The organism is Cellulomonas palmilytica (assembly GCF_021590045.1).
GTDB lineage: Bacteria > Actinomycetota > Actinomycetes > Actinomycetales > Cellulomonadaceae > Cellulomonas > Cellulomonas palmilytica.
In genome coordinates this window covers 2,683,231-2,701,322 of sequence record NZ_CP062221.1, presented here as the reverse complement: position 1 = coordinate 2,701,322, position 18,092 = coordinate 2,683,231, and the positions used below count along the sequence as shown (strand labels likewise).

Below are 18,092 nucleotides of genomic sequence, written 5' to 3'. Positions count from 1 at the left end.
GGCACGTGCTGAACCGACTCCGCGGGGCCATGACCCGCCTGTTCACACCCGTCGCGCGGGCGCTGCTGCGCGCGGGGGTGTCACCCGACGCCGTGACGATCACGGGCACGCTCGTCGTCGTCGTGACCGCTCTGTGGGCGTTCCCGACCGGGCACTTCCTGGCGGGCACGCTCGTCATCGCGGTGTTCGCGCTGACGGACTCGCTCGACGGCGTGATGGCACGGCAGGCCGGTCGGTCGGGCCCGTGGGGTGCGTTCCTCGACTCCACCCTCGACCGCTTCGGTGACGCGGCGATCTTCGGCGGGATCGTGCTGTGGGGGTTCGGGGTCGGTGACGACGAGCTCACCGCGACGCTCGCGCTCGCCGCGCTCGTGCTCGGGTCGGTCGTGCCCTACGCCCGCGCGCGCGCCGAGGGGCTGGGCATGAACGGCTCGGGCGGGATCGCCGAGCGGGCCGACCGCCTGCTCCTCGTGCTCGTCGCGACCGGCCTGGTCGGGTTCGGCCTGCCGGTCGTCGTGCTGACCGTCGTGCTCGGCCTGCTCACGGTCGCGTCCGCCGTGACCGTCGTGCAGCGCATGACGAAGGTGCGCCGCCAGGCGCGCGCCCTGGAGGCCAGCGGACCCGACGCCGCGGGGGCGGGCGCGTGAGCCTCGACGTCGGCGCGCTGTACGCGTTCGCGTGGCGGCACGCGCACCGCGTGCCCGGCGCGGTGCTGCGCGGTGCGGCGAACCTCGCTGCCGACGTCACGTGGTGGCGGCACGGCGAGGGGGTGCGCCGGCTGGAGCGGAACCTCGCGCGCGTGCGGCCGGAGCTCGACGACGCGCAGCTGCGCCGTCTGTCGCGTGCCGCGATGCGCTCCTACCTGCGCTACTTCGCCGAGGCGTTCTCGCTGTCCGGGTCGAGCCGCGAGCAGATCGACGCGCGCGTGCGCGCGGTCGGGCTCGACGCGCTCGTGGCGCACGTCGGGCAGGGCCGCGCCGCGGTGCTCGCGCTCGGGCACCTCGGCAACTGGGACCTCGCGGGCGCGTGGGCGACGCGCAACATCGCGCACGTGACGACCGTCGCCGAGCGGCTCGAGCCGCCGCAGGTCTTCGAGGAGTTCCTGCGGTTCCGTGAGGGCATCGGGCTGACGATCCTCGCCCTCGGGGACGGGGACGTGTTCCGCGAGCTGCTGCGCGTCGCACGCGCGCCGCAGGCCGGGATCATCCCGCTGCTCGCGGACCGCGACCTGACGCACAGCGGCGTCGAGGTCGACCTGTTCGGCCACCGCGCCCGCGTGGCGGCCGGCCCCGCGGCGCTCGCGCTGGCGTCGGGTGCGCCGCTGTTCGCGACCGCGATCACGTACGAGCGCCTGCACGGCGAGCGGCGACGGCGTGCCGGGACGCCGTGGGGCCTGCGCATCGACTTCCTGCCCGTCGAGCCCGTCGGCGCCGACGTGCCGCGTGCCGACCAGGTGCGCGTGCTCACGCAGGCGTGGGTCGACCGGCTCGCCGAGTGCCTGCACCGACGTCCCCAGGACTGGCACATGCTCCAGCGCGTGTTCGTCGAGGACCTGGACCCCGAGCGCTACGCGGCCACGCGCCGGCGTGCCGGCGAGCTCGACGAGCCGGCCGGAACCGCCCGTGCGCACGACGACGGCGCCGCGGGTGCCGGCGACCGGGAGCCCGTCGAGCAGCGGGAGGCGCCGTGACGACCCCGGCGACGCGCCCGCTGCGGGTGGGCATCGTCTGCCCGTACTCCTACGACGTCCCCGGCGGCGTGCAGTTCCACGTGCGGGACCTGGCCGAGGCGCTGCTCGCGCGCGGCCACGAGGTCGAGGTGCTCGCGCCCGCGGACGACGACACGCCCGTCCCGGACTACCTCACGGCGGCAGGCAGGGCGGTGCCGGTCCGCTACAACGGCTCGGTCGCTCGCCTGACGTTCGGGCCGGTGACCGCGGCGCGCACGCGCAAGTGGCTCGAGCAGGGCCGGTTCGACGTGCTGCACCTGCACGAGCCGGTCACGCCGAGCCTGTCGATGCTCGCGCTGTGGATCGCGGACGGCCCGGTCGTCGCGACGTTCCACACCTCGACGGTGCGCTCGCGCTCGCTGCAGGTCGCGTTCCCGCTCGTGCGCCAGTCCCTGGAGAAGATCTCGGCACGTATCGCGGTCTCCGAGGACGCGCGGCGCACGCTCGTCGACCACCTCGGTGGGGACGCCGTGGTGATCCCGAACGGCGTGTACGTCGACACGTTCGAGGCCGCGCAGCCGGACGCGCGCTGGACCGGGACGCCCGACGCGCCGACGATCGCGTTCCTCGGCCGGCTCGACGAGCCCCGCAAGGGCCTCGGCGTGCTGCTCGGCGCGGTGCGCGAGGTGCTCGCGCACGTGCCCGGGGCGCGGTTCCTGGTCGCCGGGCGCGGCGAGACGGGGGAGGAGCAGGCGCGCGAGGTGCTGGGGGAGCAGGCCGGTTCGGTCGAGTTCCTCGGTGGCGTGTCCGACGAGGACAAGGCCCGCCTGCTCGCGTCGGTCGACGTCTACGTCGCGCCTCAGACGGGTGGGGAGAGCTTCGGCATCGTGCTCGTCGAGGCGATGAGCGCGGGTGCCACGGTCGTCGCGAGCGACCTCGGGGCGTTCTCGCGCGTGCTCGACGACGGCGCCGCCGGCGTGCTGTTCCGTACGGGGGACAGCGACGACCTGGCCCGCACGCTCCTGCGCGTGCTCGGCGACGCGGAGCTGCGCGCACGCGTCGAGAAGCACGCGAGCGCCGTCGTGCGCCGGTACGACTGGTCCGCCGTCACCGACCAGGTGCTCGCGGTGTACGAGATGGCCGTGGCGGGCCGGCACGCTCCCGTGGGCGAGGACCCGTCCTCGCTGCGCGGCGCACGGCTCATGGAGCTGCGCCGCGGCAGGGGTGAGGCCCGATGAGGTGGACCGAGGTCGCGGGCGTCGTCGTCGTGGTGCTCGCCGTCCTGGTGTGGTGGGTGTGGGTCGCGGCGTCGCGGCTCGACCGGTTGCACCGCAAGGTCGGCGCGTCGCGCAGCGTCGTGCAGGCGCAGCTCGTGCGGCGCGCGACGGTGGCCGCCGAGCTCGCGACGTCCGGCCTGCTCGACCCGGTGTCGTCGGTGCTCGTGGGCGAGGCGGCGTGGTCGGCGCTCGCGGCGGACAGCGCGGTCGCGCGCCCGGACGTGCCGCCCGAGCTGCTCTCGCTCCTGCTGTCGGACCCGCGCTCGAGCGGCGAGCGGGCCCTGTCCTCACCGACGGGCGACGGGCCGCCGACGCTGGACGAGCTGCGCGAGGAGCGCGGGCAGGTCGAGAGCGAGCTCAGCGCGACGCTGCGCGCGGTCCTCGACGACCGCGACGAGATCGCCGCGATGCGCTCGCTGCCGGGCGGCGACGAGCTGCTCGACGCCCTGAGCTCGGCCTGGTACCGCGCGGAGATCGCGCGCCGGTTCCACAACGAGGCGGTGCTGCAGACGCAGCGCGTGCGCCGTGGCCGGCTCGTGCGGGTCCTGCGGCTCGCGGGCCACGCGCCCGAGCCGCGCACGCTCGAGCTCGACGACGCGTGGCCGGGAGCGCTCGCGCGGCCCGGCGTGGGCTGAGCCGCCGCGGCGGGCCGGCGCGGCGCACGTGAGACACGCGGGCGGCCGCCGCGGGGCCACGCACTAAGATGGCCGGGTTCGGTCCGTCGCGGTGCCCGTCCTCGTGTGGACGACCCGCCCACGCGCGACGGCGCCCCCGACCGCACACCCCGTGACCGCACTTTCACCTGCGAGGCTCGACGTGACCAGCGACATCAGCCAGCCCACCCCCACGAGCGACGCGGCCGGCGTCGTCGGCACCGCGCGCGTCAAGCGCGGGATGGCCGAGATGCTCAAGGGCGGCGTCATCATGGACGTCGTCACCGCGGAGCAGGCGAAGATCGCCGAGGACGCGGGCGCCGTGGCCGTCATGGCCCTCGAGCGCGTCCCGGCGGACATCCGCGCGCAGGGCGGCGTGGCGCGCATGAGCGACCCCGACCTGATCGACGGCATCATCGAGGCCGTCTCCATCCCGGTCATGGCGAAGGCGCGCATCGGCCACTTCGTCGAGGCGCAGGTGCTGCAGAGCCTCGGCGTGGACTACGTCGACGAGTCCGAGGTGCTGACGCCCGCGGACTACGCGCACCACATCGACAAGTGGGCGTTCACCGTGCCGTTCGTGTGCGGTGCGACGAACCTGGGCGAGGCGCTGCGCCGCATCACCGAGGGCGCGGCGATGATCCGCTCGAAGGGTGAGGCCGGCACGGGTGACGTGTCGAACGCGACGACCCACATGCGCACGCTGCGCGACGAGATCCGCCGCCTGACCTCCCTGCCCGAGGACGAGCTGTACCTCGCGGCCAAGGAGCTGCAGGCGCCGTACGAGCTCGTCAAGGAGGTCGCGACCGCGGGCAAGCTCCCGGTCGTGCTGTTCACCGCGGGCGGCATCGCGACGCCGGCCGACGCCGCGATGATGATGCAGCTCGGCGCCGAGGGCGTGTTCGTCGGCTCGGGCATCTTCAAGTCCGGCAACCCGGCCGAGCGCGCGGCTGCCATCGTCAAGGCCACGACGTTCTACGACGACCCCGACGTGATCGCGAAGGTCTCGCGCGGCCTGGGCGAGGCGATGGTCGGCATCAACGTCGACGACGTGCCGGTGCCGCACCGGCTGGCCGAGCGGGGCTGGTGACCTCACCGGTGCCGACGAAGGCCGCGGGCGACGACGAGCCCGCGGCCTTCGTCGCGCCTGCGGGTCCGGACCTCGCGGTGGCCGCGGACGCGACCAGCGACGACGGGCGCCCGGACCACGCGCTGGGACCCGAGTGGACGCGCGGGGCCGACGGCCTGCTGTTCCGCACGGCGGCGCGCGTGATCCTGCTCGACGAGGACGACCGCGTGCTGCTGATCCGGGGCCACGACGCGGACCAGCCCGAGCGCTCGTGGTGGTTCACGATCGGCGGCGGGATCGACGCGGGGGAGTCCGCGCGCGAGGCCGCGGTGCGTGAGGTGCGCGAGGAGACGGGCATCGTGCTGGCCGACGACGCGCTCGTCGGACCGGTGTTCACACGTTCGGCGATCTTCGACTTCTTCTTCGAGCACTGCCGGCAGGACGAGGAGATCTTCCTGGCGCGTGTGGCGTCGACGTCGTTCGTCGCGGAGGACCGTTCGGGCTGGACGGCGCTCGAGCAGGACGTGATCGACGAGCTGCGGTGGTGGTCGTTGCCCGACCTCGCGGCCGTCGAGATCGAGGTGTTCCCGGAGGGGCTGGCCGGGCTCGTCGCGAGCCTGCTCCCGTCGTGGGACGGCGAGACGCGGCACCTGGGCCTCGCGCGCGAGTGAGTCGCCCGTCCGGGTGGCGACCATACTGGTCGGTAACCTGCGCGTGACCTGGGCGGCCTACGGTCGGTGCATGCCCTTCCTGTCCTCGACGTCTCCCGCGCGCGCCATCCCGCGCAGCGGCATCCGGACCCTCATGGAGCTCGCGCTGCGCGACCCGGAGGCGATCCACCTCGAGATCGGCGAGCCGGACGCGCGGCCGCCCGCGCACGTCGTGGAGGCCGTCGCGCGGGCGGCCCGCGACGGTGCGCTCGGCTACACCTCGAGCCTGGGCCTCGAGACGCTGCGGGAGGCCGCGGCGGAGCGCATCGCGCGCCGGTCCGGTGCCCGGGCCGACGCCTCGTCGGTCGTCGTCACGCACGGCGCGATGAGCGGGCTCACGACCGTCATGACCGCGCTCCTCGGCCCCGGCGACGAGGTCCTGCTGCCCGACCCCACCTTCCCGAACTGGGCGATGGCCGCGCGTGCGTGCGGACTGGTGCCCACGACGTACGCGACGCACGCACGCGAGGGCTTCGTCCCGCGCGTCGAGGACGTCGAGGCGGTGATCACGCCGCGCACGCGCGCAATCGTCGTGTGCTCGCCCAACAACCCCACGGGCGCGGTGTACCCCGCCGCGACGCTCGAGGCGCTCGTCGAGCTCGCGCGGCGCCACGACCTGTGGGTGCTGTCCGACGAGTGCTACGAGGCCATCACGTTCGACACCCCGCACGTGAGCCCCGCGGCGTTCGACACCGACGCGCGCGTCCTCGTCTTCCACTCCATGTCCAAGACGTACGCGATGACGGGGTGGCGCGTCGGCCTCGCGCACCTGCCCGACCCGGAGCTCGTCGAGCTCGTCGGGCACGTCGCCGAGGCGACGCTCGCGTGCCCGTCGACCAGCGGGCAGGTCGCCGCGCTCGCCGCCCTGACGGGCTCGCAGGAGTGGGTGCACGACGCGGTCGAGTCGTACTGGGACCGGCGCGACGCCGCGGTCGGGCTGCTCGCCGCGCGCGGGCTGCGGTACTGCGAGCCGGACGGCGCGTTCTACCTCATGGTCGACGTGGGCACGTCCGACACCGACGCGTTCGCGACGCGACTGCTCGAACGGCGGCACGTGGCGGTCGCGCCCGGGTCGACGTTCGGGGAGGGCGCGCACCGCATGGTCCGCGTCAGCCTCGCCGCGCCGCGCGACCGGCTGCTCGAAGGGCTCGCGCGCCTGGCGGACGAGGTCCGACCGGCCGCCGGGAGCTCGCTGCGCGCGGCCGCCGCCCGGTGACCGCCGCGGCCGTCGTGGCCCGAGCCGGGCGGCGTCGTCGGGACGGGGCGCCGGACGTGAACGCGCGCGTGGAGCACCGCCGCGGGCGACCTAGGATCGCCGGGTGACTGTCACCGTCGGTGTCCTGGCCCTGCAGGGGGACGTGCGCGAGCACGCGCACGCGCTGGAGACGGAGGGCGCGCGCGCCGTCCCCGTGCGTCGCGTGTCCGAGCTCGACGCGGTCGACGCGCTCGTCATCCCCGGCGGCGAGTCGACGACGATCGACAAGCTGCTGCGCGCGTTCGACCTGTTCGAGCCGGTGCGTGCGCGGCTGCACGCCGGGATGCCCGCGTACGGCTCCTGCGCGGGCATGATCCTGCTCGCCGACCGGGTGCTGGGCGGCATCGAGGGCCAGCGGACCCTCGGCGGCGTGGACATCACCGTGCGCCGCAACGCGTTCGGCCGGCAGGTCGACTCTTTCGAGACGGACCTCGCGATCGAGGGCGTCGAGGACGGTCCGCTGCACGCCGTGTTCATCCGCGCACCGTGGGTGGAGGAGGTCGGCCCGGCCGCGTCCGTGGTCGGGCGGGTCGAGTCCGGCCCGGCCGCCGGTAGGATCGTCGCGGTCCGCCAGGGACCGCTGCTGGTGACCTCCTTCCATCCCGAGGTGACCGGCGACACCCGGGTGCACCGTCTCTTCGTCCAGATCGTCCGCGACACCCAGGGGTAACGAGCGCATGTCGGGTCACTCCAAGTGGGCCACCACCAAGCACAAGAAGGCCGTGATCGACGCGAAGCGCGGCAAGCTCTTCGCGAAGCTCATCAAGAACATCGAGGTGGCCGCCCGGACGGGCGGTGGTGACCCTGCGGGCAACCCCACGCTGTTCGACGCCATCCAGAAGGCCAAGAAGTCGTCCGTCCCCAACGACAACATCGACCGGGCGGTCAAGCGCGGCTCGGGCCAGGAGGCCGGCGGCGCGGACTACCAGACGATCATGTACGAGGGCTACGGCCCCGGCGGCGTCGCGGTGCTCGTCGAGTGCCTCACCGACAACCGCAACCGCGCTGCGTCCGACGTCCGCGTGGCGTTCACGCGCAACGGCGGCCAGATGGCCGACCCGGGCTCCGTCGCGTACATCTTCAGCCGCAAGGGCGTCGTCATCGTGCCCCAGGAGGGCACCGACGAGGAGGCGGTCATGGAGGCCGTCCTCGAGGCGGGCGGCGAGGAGGTCAACGACCTCGGCGAGTCGTTCGAGGTGCTGAGCGAGGCGACCGACCTCGTGCCCGTGCGCACCGCGCTGCAGGAGGCGGGCATCGACTACGACTCCGCGGACGTCGTGTGGTGGCCGTCCACGCAGATCGAGGTCGACGCCGAGGGCGCCCGCAAGATCCTGCGGCTCATCGACGCGCTCGAGGACTCCGACGACGTGCAGAACGTCTACGCGAACTTCGACGCCTCCGACGAGGTCATGGCGGAGCTCGAGAACGACTGAGCCCGACGCTCGACGAGGGGCGCGCGACCTGCCGGTGGCGCGCCCCTCGCGCGTGTCCGGGCCGCGGTGACCGACTCGCGGCGGCGCGGTGCCCGGTTCGCGGGCGGCGGGGTGCGACGATGCGGACGTGCGAGTCCTCGGTGTCGACCCCGGCCTGACGCGGTGCGGCCTCGGCGTGGTCGACGGCCTGCCGGGACGCCGCGTGCAGCTCGTCGCGGTCGGCGTCGCGACGTCCGTCCCGACGCTCGACGTCGACCAGCGGCTGCTCGTCATCGAGCGGCGGATCGAGGAGTGGCTCGAGGAGCACGCGCCCGACACGGTCGCGGTCGAGCGCGTGTTCGCGCAGCACAACGTGCGCACGGTCATGGGGACCGCGCAGGTCGCGGGCCTCGCGATGGTGGCGGCCGCGCGGCGCCGCATCCCCGTCGCGCTCCACACGCCGTCCGAGGTCAAGGCCGCGGTGACCGGGAGCGGTCGCGCCGACAAGCCGCAGGTGCAGACGATGGTCGCGCGGCTGCTGCGTCTCGACGAGGTGCCTCGACCGGCGGACGCGGCGGACGCGCTGGCCCTCGCGATCTGCCACCTGTGGCGACCGGCGGGTGTGCTCGGCGCCCCGCAGCGGCCGGGTTCCGCCCTGACGCCGGCGCAGCGGGCGTGGGCCGCGGCGGAGCAGGCCGCGCGACGCTGAGCGTGTCGTTCGTACAGATGTTCGCCCCTGTGGGAGAGTGGCCCGGGCAGGTCGTCCCGACGAGCAGCGGACGGCCGTGACGACGAGGGAGGGCGCGTGATCGCCTCGGTGCGCGGGATGGTGCTCGCGGTGCGGCTGGACTCGGCGGTGGTCGAGGTCGGAGGCGTCGGGATGCTCGTGCAGGCGACGCCCGCGACGCTCGCGCAGCTGCGGGTGGGCCAGGAGTCGACGCTGCACACCTCGCTCGTCGTGCGCGAGGACTCGCTCACGCTGTTCGGCTTCGTGGACGACGACGAGCGCGAGGTCTTCGAGACCGTGCAGACGGTCAGCGGCGTCGGCCCGCGCCTCGCCCTGGCGATGCTCGCGGTGCACACGCCGGACGGGCTGCGCCGCGCGGTCGCCGACGAGGACCTCAAGGCGCTCGAGCGCGTGCCGGGCATCGGCCGCAAGGGCGCCCAGCGCATCGTGCTCGAGCTCAAGGACCGCCTCGGCGCCCCGGCCCCGGTCACGGCGGCGGGCGAGGCGCCCGCCGTGCCGCCCGCGGCGGACGACCGGCGCCAGCAGGTCGTCGACGCGCTCGTCGGCCTCGGGTGGAACGTGAAGGTCGCCGAGCAGGCCGTCGCCACCGTTCTCGAGGACGTCGAGGGCCCGCTGCGGGCCGACGAGGTGCCGGGCGTGCTGCGCGCGGCGCTGCGGAGCCTGGGCGGCGGGCGTGGCTGACCGCGACGACGAGCTCTCCGAGCTCGTGACCGAGCGCTTCCCCGCGGAGTCGCTCGTGCACGCAGGCGCGGACGACCTGGAGCGCGCCGCCGAGGCGGCGCTGCGCCCGCGGCGGCTCGCGGAGTTCGTCGGACAGCGGGTGGTGCGCGAGCAGCTCTCGGTGGTCCTGGATGCCGCGCGCGCCCGTGGGCGGGCGCCCGACCACGTGCTGCTGTCCGGCCCGCCCGGACTGGGCAAGACGACGCTCGCGATGATCATCGCGGCCGAGCTCGGCACGTCCCTGCGGGTGACGAGCGGTCCGGCGATCCAGCACGCGGGCGACCTCGCGGCCGTGCTCTCCTCGCTCGAGGAGGGCGAGGTGCTGTTCCTCGACGAGATCCACCGCATCGCGCGCCCCGCCGAGGAGCTGCTGTACGTGGCGATGGAGGACTTCCGCGTCGACGTCGTGGTCGGCAAGGGCGCGGGGGCGTCCGCGATCCCGCTGTCGCTCCCGCCGTTCACCGTGGTCGGCGCCACCACGCGCGCCGGCCTGCTGCCGGCGCCGCTGCGCGACCGCTTCGGCTTCACGGGCCACCTGGACTTCTACGACGCCGACGAGCTCGAGCAGGTGCTGCTGCGCTCGGCCGGGCTGCTCGGTGTGCGGCTCGCGGGTGCCGCGGCGCGGGAGATCGCGTCGCGCTCGCGCGGCACGCCCCGCATCGCGAACCGCCTCCTGCGGCGCGTGCGGGACTGGGCCGAGGTGCGCGGCGACGGCACCCTGAGCCTCGCCGCGGCGCGCGCCGCGCTGGAGGTGTACGAGGTCGACGAGCGCGGCCTCGATCGCCTCGACCGGTCGGTGCTCGAGGCGCTGTGCCTGCGGTTCGGCGGCGGGCCGGTCGGCCTCACGACGCTCGCGGTCGCCGTGGGCGAGGAGCCCGAGACCGTGGAGACGGTCGCCGAGCCCTTCCTGGTGCGCGAGGGGCTCGTCGGACGCACGCCACGCGGTCGGGTGGCGCTGCCGTCCGCCTGGTCCCACCTGGGGCTCGCACCGCCGCAGGACCCGGGGACCCTGTTCGCCTGACCGGCGGTCCTCCTGGGCAGTTCGTCCCGGCCGGACCCGGCACACGGCTGCGTGTGAGAGGCTCCCCGCGGTGCGGGAACCCCTCGCACCTGGACGTGCGTTGGAGCGCTGGGCGCCTGCGCCTAGACTGCCCCGGACACGATCGAACGTGAGGACCCTGTTGTGACTCTGCTCAGCGCCGCGCCCGCGGCCGACACCGCGGCCGCCACCACCGGTGGCGGCGGCTACTCGATGTACCTGATCCTCATCCTCGCGGTCGCCGCGTTCTGGTTCATGTCGCGCAAGAGCCGCAAGCAGCAGCGCGCGCAGCAGGAGTTCCGCAGCACCCTCCAGCCCGGGGACGAGGTCATGACCGCCTCCGGGATGATCGGTGTCGTCGTCGACGTGGACGACGACACGATCACGCTCGAGTCGGCGCCGGGCAGCCGCACCCGGTGGGTCCGCGCCGCGATCGCCAAGAAGGTCGAGGCGCCCGTCGCCGACGACCAGCCGTCCGACGAGGACGGCACCGAGGACGACGAGCCCGCCGACCAGCTCGACGACGAGCCGATCGACGTGCCCGACGACCTGTCGTCGCTGCCGCCCACCCGGGGCGACGACGACACCGACCGGAAGTAGTCCCGCGGTCCGACGAACGGTTCGTCGGACCCAGTCCCCACCGGTCGCACGCGCGACCGGTGCGCGCACGAGAGAAGAACTCCGTTGGCCCCACCCACACGCCGCCGCCGGCCGGTCCGCACGCTGATCACCCTTGTGGTCATCGTGCTCCTGCCGTTCATCGCGGTCTTCATCGGTACGAAGACGTCCGACGCGACCTGGACGCCCAAGCTCGCCCTCGACCTCGAGGGCGGGACGCAGATCATCCTGACCCCGGTGACCACCGACGGCCGTGAGCCGACGTCGGAGGACATCACCCAGGCGATCAACGTCATCAGGCAGCGGGTCGACGGGTCCGGCGTCGCCGAGGCGGAGATCTCCAGCCAGGGCGGCAACAACATCGTCGTCGCGATCCCCGGCAAGGCGTCCGAGGAGACCATCGCGGCGGTCAGCCGGTCGTCGCACATGGAGTTCCGGCCGGTGCTGGTCGAGGAGGTCGCGGTCCCCGCGCAGCCGACCACCGAGCCGAGCGTCGACCCGAGCGCGGACCCCAGCACGGACCCCGACGCCGAGCCGACGGGTGAGGCCGAGGAGGAGCCGACCGCCGAGCCGACGTCCGCCGACGCGACGGTCGAGCCCGCCCCCACGTCGTCGACCGACACGACCGCCGACGCGACGGACGACGAGAGCGCGCCCGCGGTCGCCGCGACGGCCGAGCCGACGCAGGACGCCACCGCGGAGCCGACGCAGGACGCGACCGAGGAGCCCACGCCGGCCGCGACGGCCCCGAGCGAGCCGAGCTCCGCCAGCGACGCGGCGTACTGGATCACGGACGAGATCCAGGCGCAGTACGACGCGCTCGACTGCACCGACCCGGCGAGCCTCGCCGGCGGCATCTCGGGTGACCCGGACAAGGCGTTCGTCACGTGCGGCGTCGACTCCGAGGGCAACGCCTCGATGCTCAAGTACATCCTCGGCCCGGTCGAGATCGACGGCTCCGAGATCTCGTCCGCCGGCTCCGGCCTCGAGACCCTCGCGAACGGTGCGATCGGCAGCCGTTGGATCGTCAACATGGAGTTCACGTCGACGGGTGGGAAGCAGTTCGCGGACGTCACGACCAGGCTCGCGTCGCTCTCGACCCCGCTGAACCAGTTCGCGATGGTCCTCGACGGGCTCGTGATCTCGGCGCCGAGCGTCGACGAGACGATCCCGAACGGCAAGGCGCAGATCTCGGGCAGCTTCAACCAGACGACCGCGGCGTCGCTCGCGAACCGGCTGAACTTCGGTTCGCTGCCGCTGAACTTCGAGGTGCAGTCGGAGCAGCAGATCTCCGCGACGCTCGGCACCGAGCAGCTCCAGAAGGGTCTGCTCGCGGGCGTCATCGGTCTGCTGCTGGTCGTCCTGTACTCGCTGATCCAGTACCGCGCGCTCGGGCTGCTGACGGTCGCGTCGCTGCTCATCGCCGCGACGCTCACGTTCGGCGTGATCGCGATGCTCTCCTGGACGCAGGGCTACCGCCTGTCGCTGCCGGGCGTCGCGGGTCTGATCGTGGCGATCGGTATCACGGCGGACTCGTTCATCGTCTACTTCGAGCGCATCCGTGACGAGCTGCGTGAGGGCCGCACGCTCGGCGCCGCGGTCGAGCGCGGCTGGGCGCGGGCCCGCCGCACGATCCTGGCGTCCGACGCGGTCAACCTCATCGCGGCGATCGTCCTGTACTTCCTCGCGGTCGGCGGTGTGCGCGGTTTCGCGTTCACGCTGGGTCTGACCACGGTCATCGACGTCATCGTGGTGTTCCTGTTCACGCACCCGATGATGGAGCTGCTCGCGAAGACCCGGTTCTTCAACGAGGGCCACCCGGCCTCCGGTCTCGACCCGCGGCGCCTCGGTGTCCCGGGCACGCGCTACGTCGGTCGCGGCAAGGTCGCGATGGGCCGTCGCGAGGACACCGAGCCCGGCGAGGCGCCCGTGGCCGCCGAGGTCCGGACGCCGGTGGCGTCCGGCGTCGGCGGGCGCGGCGACGGACTGACGATCGCGCAGCGCAAGGCGGCGCAGCGTGCGGCGCAGCAGCGCTCCACGCAGGACGCCGCCGACGCACCGATCGACGACGCGACCGGCGACTCGCCGGCCGAGGGGAGCGAGCGCTGATGGCCGCCGGATTCGCCCAGTGGGGCAACGACCTGTACACGGGCCGTCGTTCGTACGACATCGTCGGCCGCCGCAGGATCTTCTACGTGGTCTCGGCGGTCCTCGTCCTGATCTCGGGCTTCCTGCTGTTCAAGCCCGGGCTCAACCCGGGCATCGAGTTCCGCGGCGGGTCGGAGTTCGTCGTCTCGGGCATCGAGGGTGACCGGGACCAGCAGCTCGCGATCGACACGGTGCTGGGGGTGGCGGGCAACGAGTCGCCCGAGGTGACCAACCTCGGCGCCGACTCGCTGCGCATCCAGGTCGCCGAGCTGCCGGACGAGGAGCTCAAGGAGATCGCGGCGGCGCTGCAGAGCGCGTTCGACGTCTCCGCGGACGACATCACGACGCAGTTCGTCGGCCCGACGTGGGGCGCGGACGTGTCCAGCAAGGCCGTCAGCGGCATCGTCGTGTTCCTCGTGTTCGTCTCGCTCGTCATGACCGCGTACTTCCGGAACTGGCGCATGGCGCTCGCCGCGATCATCGCGCTGCTGCACGACCTGGTGATCACGGTCGGCCTCTACGCGGGCGTCGGCTGGGAGGTCACGCCCGCCACGGTGATCGGCTTCCTGACGATCCTCGGGTACTCGATCTACGACACGGTCGTCGTGTTCGACAAGGTGCGTGAGAACACCGCGGACACGCTCGACCAGACGCGGTTCACGTACGCCGAGAAGGCCAACCTGGCGGTCAACCAGACGCTGGTGCGGTCGATCAACACGTCCGTGGTGGCGCTCCTGCCGGTGTCCGCGATCCTGTTCGTCGGTGCGTTCGTCCTCGGTGCCGGCACGCTGCGTGACATCGCGCTCGCGCTGTTCGTCGGCATGCTCGTCGGCGCGTACTCGTCGATCTTCCTCGCGACGCCGCTCGAGGTGAGCCTGCGCGAGCGTGAGCCGCGCATCAAGGCGCACACGGCGAAGGTCCTCGCGTCGCGCGTCCCGGGCGCCGAGGGCGAGGCCGTCGCGGTCGCGTCCGCCGCGCGGGCCGCCGGCCAGCTGCGTCCGGGTGCGCACCAGGGCCAGGCCGCCCAGCCGAAGCGGCGCAAGCCCGCCCGATGAGCGAGACCGTCACCGGTGACCCGGCACGCGACGCCGTCGCGCGCCGGGTCACCGAGCTCGTCCGGCTCGTACCCGACTATCCGCAGCCGGGGGTCCTGTTCCGGGACATCACCCCGCTGCTCGCCGACGCCCGGGCGTTCGCGGACGTCGTGACGGCCATGGCGTCGGTCGCGGGGGAGGTCGACCTCGTCGCGGGGATGGAGGCGCGCGGCTTCCTGCTCGCGGCTCCCGTCGCGACCGCGCTCGGCGCCGGACTCGTGCCGGTCCGCAAGGCCGGCAAGCTGCCCGGGCCGACCGCGTCGGCCACGTACGCGCTCGAGTACGGCGAGGCCGAGATCGAGATCCACCCGGCGACGATCACGCCCGGCGCGCGGGTGCTCGTCGTGGACGACGTGCTCGCGACGGGCGGCACCGCCGCCGCGACGGTCGGCCTGCTGCGGTCCTGCGGCGCGGACGTCGTCGGGCTGTCGTTCCTCGTGGAGCTCGCGGGTCTCGGCGGGCGCGCCCACCTGCCGGGCCTGGCCGTCGACACGGTCGTCACCGTCGACTGACCGTCGGGCGACGCGCCGCCTCCGGCTCGTCCGACCTGCCGGTGCGTCCGTCGCCGGTGTGCCCCGACGGCCGCTCGGCGGGCCGTCGCGCGGTCGACCCTCCTCGCGGACGTAGACTCGTGCGATCCAGCGTGAGCAGCACGGAGGGAGACCGGGTGGCCGAGGACCTCGTCGCGCCCGCCGCGGGCGATCGGTCGCCGTCAGCGGCCCAGCCCACCGGGCCGGCGCCAGCGACCGGCGAGCAGTCGGGCTCGTCGGCGTCCCGCGTACGCGCGCGCCTGACGAGGTTCGGCGGGACGCGCGGTCCCGCGTACCCGGCGCTCGAGCCGGTCCTGCAGGCCGCACGCGCGAACCACCCGAAGGCCGACCTCGGCACGGTCGAGCGCGCGTACGTCGTCGCGGAGCGCGCGCACCGCGGCCAGCTCCGCAAGAGCGGCGACCCGTACATCACGCACCCGGTCGCGGTCGCGACGATCCTCGCCGAGCTCGGCATGACGCCCTCGACGCTCGTCGCGGCGCTCCTGCACGACACGGTCGAGGACACCGAGTACTCGCTCGAGCAGCTGCGGCGCGAGTTCGGTCCCGAGGTCGCGATGCTCGTCGACGGCGTGACGAAGCTCGACAAGGTCACGTACGGCGACGCGGCGCAGGCCGAGACGGTGCGCAAGATGGTCGTCGCGATGGCGCACGACATCCGCGTCCTCGTCATCAAGCTCGCCGACCGCCTGCACAACGCCCGCACCTGGAAGTTCGTCCCGGCGGCGTCCGCGGAGAAGAAGGCGCGCGAGACGCTCGAGATCTACGCGCCGCTGGCCCACCGCCTCGGCATGAACACGATCAAGTGGGAGCTCGAGGACCTGTCGTTCGCGACGCTCTACCCGAAGGTCTACGACGAGATCGTGCACCTCGTCGCCGAGCGTGCGCCGGCCCGCGAGGAGTACCTCGCGGTCGTCCGGGACCAGGTCGGTGCCGACCTGCGTGCGGCGAAGATCAAGGCGACCGTGACCGGTCGCCCGAAGCACTACTACTCGATCTACCAGAAGATGATCGTGCGCGGCCGCGACTTCGCCGACATCTACGACCTGGTGGGTGTGCGCGTCCTGGTCGACACGGTCCGTGACTGCTACGCGGCGCTCGGTGCGCTGCACGCGCGGTGGAACCCGGTGCCCGGCCGGTTCAAGGACTACATCGCGATGCCCAAGTTCAACCTGTACCAGTCGCTGCACACCACCGTGATCGGCCCCGGCGGCAAGCCCGTCGAGATCCAGATCCGCACGCACGACATGCACCGGCGCGCGGAGTACGGCGTCGCGGCGCACTGGAAGTACAAGGAGAACGCGAAGAACAGCGGGGGAGCGCAGGCCGAGGCGCCCGCCGGCGGCGACATGGCGTGGCTGCGCCAGCTCGTCGACTGGCAGCGCGAGACGGCCGACCCCACGGAGTTCCTCGACTCGCTGCGGTTCGAGATCGCCGGGTCCGAGGTGTACGTCTTCACACCCAAGGGCGACGTCATCGCGCTGCCGCAGGGGTCGACACCCGTCGACTTCGCGTACGCGGTGCACACCGAGGTCGGCCACCGGACCATGGGCGCACGCGTCAACGGGCGGCTCGTCCCGCTCGACTCGACGCTCGAGAACGGCGACGTCGTCGACGTCTTCACCTCGAAGTCCGAGACCGCCGGCCCGAGCCGGGACTGGCTGGGCTTCGTCAAGAGCCCCCGTGCGCGCAACAAGATCCGCCAGTGGTTCTCCAAGGAGCGCCGCGAGGAGGCCATCGAGCACGGCAAGGACTCGATCGCCAAGGCGATGCGCAAGCAGAACCTGCCGATGCAGCGCCTGCTGTCGCACGAGTCGCTCGTCGCGCTCGCCACGGAGATGCGGTTCGCGGACGTGTCCGCGCTCTACGCCGCGGTCGGCGAGGGCCAGGTCGCCGCGTCCACCGTCGTGCAGCGACTCGTGCAGGCGCTCGGCGGTGAGACGGGAGCCGAGGAGGACCTCGCCGAGACGGCTCGTCCCGGCCCGACCGCCCGCCGGGTGCGCACGGGCGACCCCGGCGTCGTCGTCCGCGGTGTCGACGACGTGTGGGTCAAGCTCGCCAAGTGCTGCACGCCCGTACCCGGGGACGACATCGTCGGCTTCGTGACGCGCGGCGCCGGCGTGAGCGTGCACCGCACCGACTGCATCAACGTCGAGCAGCTGCGCCAGCAGCCCGAGCGCATGGTCGACGTCGAGTGGAGCCACACGTCCTCGTCGCTGTTCCTCGTGCAGATCCAGGTCGAGGCGCTCGACCGGGCGCGGCTGCTCTCGGACGTCACACGGGTCCTGTCGGACCACCACGTGAACATCCTGTCGGCGTCCGTCTCGACGTCGCGTGACCGGGTGGCGATGTCGCGGTTCGTGTTCGAGATGGCCGAGCCCTCGCACCTCGCGTCGGTGCTCGCGGCGGTGCGCAAGATCGAGGGCGTGTTCGACGTGTACCGCATCACCGGGGCGCGCCCCGACGACGCGCTGCGCTGACGCGCTCAGGACCCGGGTCGCCGGGCCCGGGCGTCACGCCCCGGGCGTCACGTCCCGGGCGCTGTCGCCGGTGCGTCGAACCCCGCCTGGTCCCGAGCAGCCTCGAGCGCGTCGAACGCTCGTCTCACGTGCCGGCGGCCCGTCATCGCGACCAGGCGACCGCGCACGTCGTCGAGGTCCACGCCCGCGGCGGCCAGGGCGACGAGCCGCTCGACCGCGTCCCGGTGGTCGAGCCACCGCGCGACGTCCGCACCCGTCCGGGCGGGCGCGGTGACCGGCACACCGTCGACGATGACGACGTCGTCCGGAGCGAACACCGTCTCGGCGCACGAACGGTCGGGCCGCGCGTCCGGGCGGCGCACACCCACCGGCACGAGCACGCACGCGCGGGCCGGTGCCCGTCCACCGGCGTGGACCCATGCGGCGGCGTCCCGGCCGAGCACGCCGCGCCGGGGCAGCGCCGAGGCGAGGGCGCGGGCGCGGTCGGCGGGATCGGGCGGGCGCTCGGACGTCACCGCGACGTCGTCGGTCAGCGCCACGAGCACGCCGTCGAGCAGCATCCCGACCCACTCGCCGGGCGGCAGGTCGCCGCGGCGCACGAGGCGCGGCAGCACGGACGGGGCGGGAAGGAGCGAGAGGGCGCCGGTCATCC

General features: G+C 73.8%; 18 protein-coding genes. 17 read left to right on the top strand and 1 reads right to left on the bottom strand.

Translation table 11 applies throughout. From position 1 onward, the window contains the following. The first annotated feature begins 5 nt into the window (after positions 1 to 5). The 17 genes from pgsA to F1D97_RS12180 all read left to right on the top strand — a co-directional run bounded on the left by pgsA (position 6) and on the right by F1D97_RS12180 (position 17,440). Entirely contained in the window at positions 6 to 647 is a 642-nt protein-coding gene (pgsA, locus tag F1D97_RS12260) for a phosphatidylinositol phosphate synthase (protein ID WP_236120775.1), read from the top strand. Then, positions 644 to 1,690 carry a phosphatidylinositol mannoside acyltransferase gene (locus F1D97_RS12255; RefSeq protein WP_236120774.1) on the top strand — a complete coding sequence of 349 codons (1,047 nt, stop codon included), beginning with the start codon at positions 644 to 646 and terminating at the stop codon, positions 1,688 to 1,690. Before pgsA ends, F1D97_RS12255 begins: the two co-directional genes overlap by 4 nt. A 20-nt stretch (positions 1,691 to 1,710) precedes the next feature. Beyond that, on the top strand, positions 1,711 to 2,907 hold the full coding sequence (locus F1D97_RS12250) for a glycosyltransferase family 4 protein (RefSeq protein ID WP_236123595.1): 1,197 nt from the start codon (positions 1,711 to 1,713) through the stop codon (positions 2,905 to 2,907). Continuing rightward, a complete protein-coding gene (locus tag F1D97_RS12245; RefSeq protein WP_236120773.1) occupies positions 2,904 to 3,581 on the top strand; it encodes a hypothetical protein in 678 nt (225 codons plus the stop codon). The genes F1D97_RS12250 and F1D97_RS12245 overlap by 4 nt, the downstream gene beginning before the upstream one ends. Before the next feature lie 259 nt (positions 3,582 to 3,840). Further along, complete coding sequence (pdxS, locus tag F1D97_RS12240) at positions 3,841 to 4,689, top strand: pyridoxal 5'-phosphate synthase lyase subunit PdxS (protein ID WP_208405197.1); 849 nt, start codon at positions 3,841 to 3,843, stop codon at positions 4,687 to 4,689. After that, positions 4,686 to 5,339: an NUDIX hydrolase gene (locus F1D97_RS12235; RefSeq protein ID WP_236120772.1), complete on the top strand. Its 654-nt coding sequence runs from the start codon at positions 4,686 to 4,688 to the stop codon at positions 5,337 to 5,339. The genes pdxS and F1D97_RS12235 overlap by 4 nt, the downstream gene beginning before the upstream one ends. Positions 5,340 to 5,409: 70 nt before the next feature. Further along, complete coding sequence (locus F1D97_RS12230; RefSeq protein ID WP_236120771.1) at positions 5,410 to 6,594, top strand: pyridoxal phosphate-dependent aminotransferase; 1,185 nt, start codon at positions 5,410 to 5,412, stop codon at positions 6,592 to 6,594. Between the two features lie 103 nt (positions 6,595 to 6,697). Beyond that, positions 6,698 to 7,303 carry a pyridoxal 5'-phosphate synthase glutaminase subunit PdxT gene (gene pdxT / locus F1D97_RS12225; RefSeq protein WP_236120770.1) on the top strand — a complete coding sequence of 202 codons (606 nt, stop codon included), beginning with the start codon at positions 6,698 to 6,700 and terminating at the stop codon, positions 7,301 to 7,303. A 7-nt stretch (positions 7,304 to 7,310) separates the two neighbouring features. Continuing rightward, entirely contained in the window at positions 7,311 to 8,066 is a 756-nt protein-coding gene (locus F1D97_RS12220) for a YebC/PmpR family DNA-binding transcriptional regulator (protein ID WP_236120769.1), read from the top strand. A 127-nt stretch (positions 8,067 to 8,193) separates the two neighbouring features. Continuing rightward, positions 8,194 to 8,754 carry a crossover junction endodeoxyribonuclease RuvC gene (ruvC, locus tag F1D97_RS12215; protein ID WP_236120768.1) on the top strand — a complete coding sequence of 187 codons (561 nt, stop codon included), beginning with the start codon at positions 8,194 to 8,196 and terminating at the stop codon, positions 8,752 to 8,754. A 96-nt stretch (positions 8,755 to 8,850) separates the two neighbouring features. Continuing rightward, entirely contained in the window at positions 8,851 to 9,474 is a 624-nt protein-coding gene (ruvA, locus tag F1D97_RS12210) for a Holliday junction branch migration protein RuvA (RefSeq protein ID WP_236120767.1), read from the top strand. 25 nt (positions 9,475 to 9,499) lie between these two features. Next, complete coding sequence (gene ruvB / locus F1D97_RS12205) at positions 9,500 to 10,534, top strand: Holliday junction branch migration DNA helicase RuvB (protein ID WP_396022599.1); 1,035 nt, start codon at positions 9,500 to 9,502, stop codon at positions 10,532 to 10,534. Between the two features lie 162 nt (positions 10,535 to 10,696). Then, positions 10,697 to 11,152, top strand: coding sequence for a preprotein translocase subunit YajC (gene yajC, locus F1D97_RS12200; RefSeq protein WP_236120765.1), 456 nt, complete (start codon positions 10,697 to 10,699; stop codon positions 11,150 to 11,152). 84 nt (positions 11,153 to 11,236) lie between these two features. Next, positions 11,237 to 13,279 carry a protein translocase subunit SecD gene (gene secD, locus F1D97_RS12195; RefSeq protein WP_236120764.1) on the top strand — a complete coding sequence of 681 codons (2,043 nt, stop codon included), beginning with the start codon at positions 11,237 to 11,239 and terminating at the stop codon, positions 13,277 to 13,279. Next, complete coding sequence (gene secF / locus F1D97_RS12190) at positions 13,279 to 14,373, top strand: protein translocase subunit SecF (RefSeq protein WP_236120763.1); 1,095 nt, start codon at positions 13,279 to 13,281, stop codon at positions 14,371 to 14,373. The genes secD and secF overlap by 1 nt, the downstream gene beginning before the upstream one ends. Then, entirely contained in the window at positions 14,370 to 14,924 is a 555-nt protein-coding gene (locus tag F1D97_RS12185; protein ID WP_236120762.1) for an adenine phosphoribosyltransferase, read from the top strand. Before secF ends, F1D97_RS12185 begins: the two co-directional genes overlap by 4 nt. Before the next feature lie 155 nt (positions 14,925 to 15,079). Beyond that, a complete protein-coding gene (locus F1D97_RS12180) occupies positions 15,080 to 17,440 on the top strand; it encodes a RelA/SpoT family protein (RefSeq protein WP_236123594.1) in 2,361 nt (786 codons plus the stop codon). Between the two features lie 47 nt (positions 17,441 to 17,487). Here the strand turns inward: F1D97_RS12180 and F1D97_RS12175 are convergent, their stop codons facing one another. Beyond that, a complete protein-coding gene (locus tag F1D97_RS12175; RefSeq protein WP_236120761.1) occupies positions 17,488 to 18,090 on the bottom strand; it encodes a hypothetical protein in 603 nt (200 codons plus the stop codon). Positions 18,091 to 18,092 lie beyond the last annotated feature (2 nt).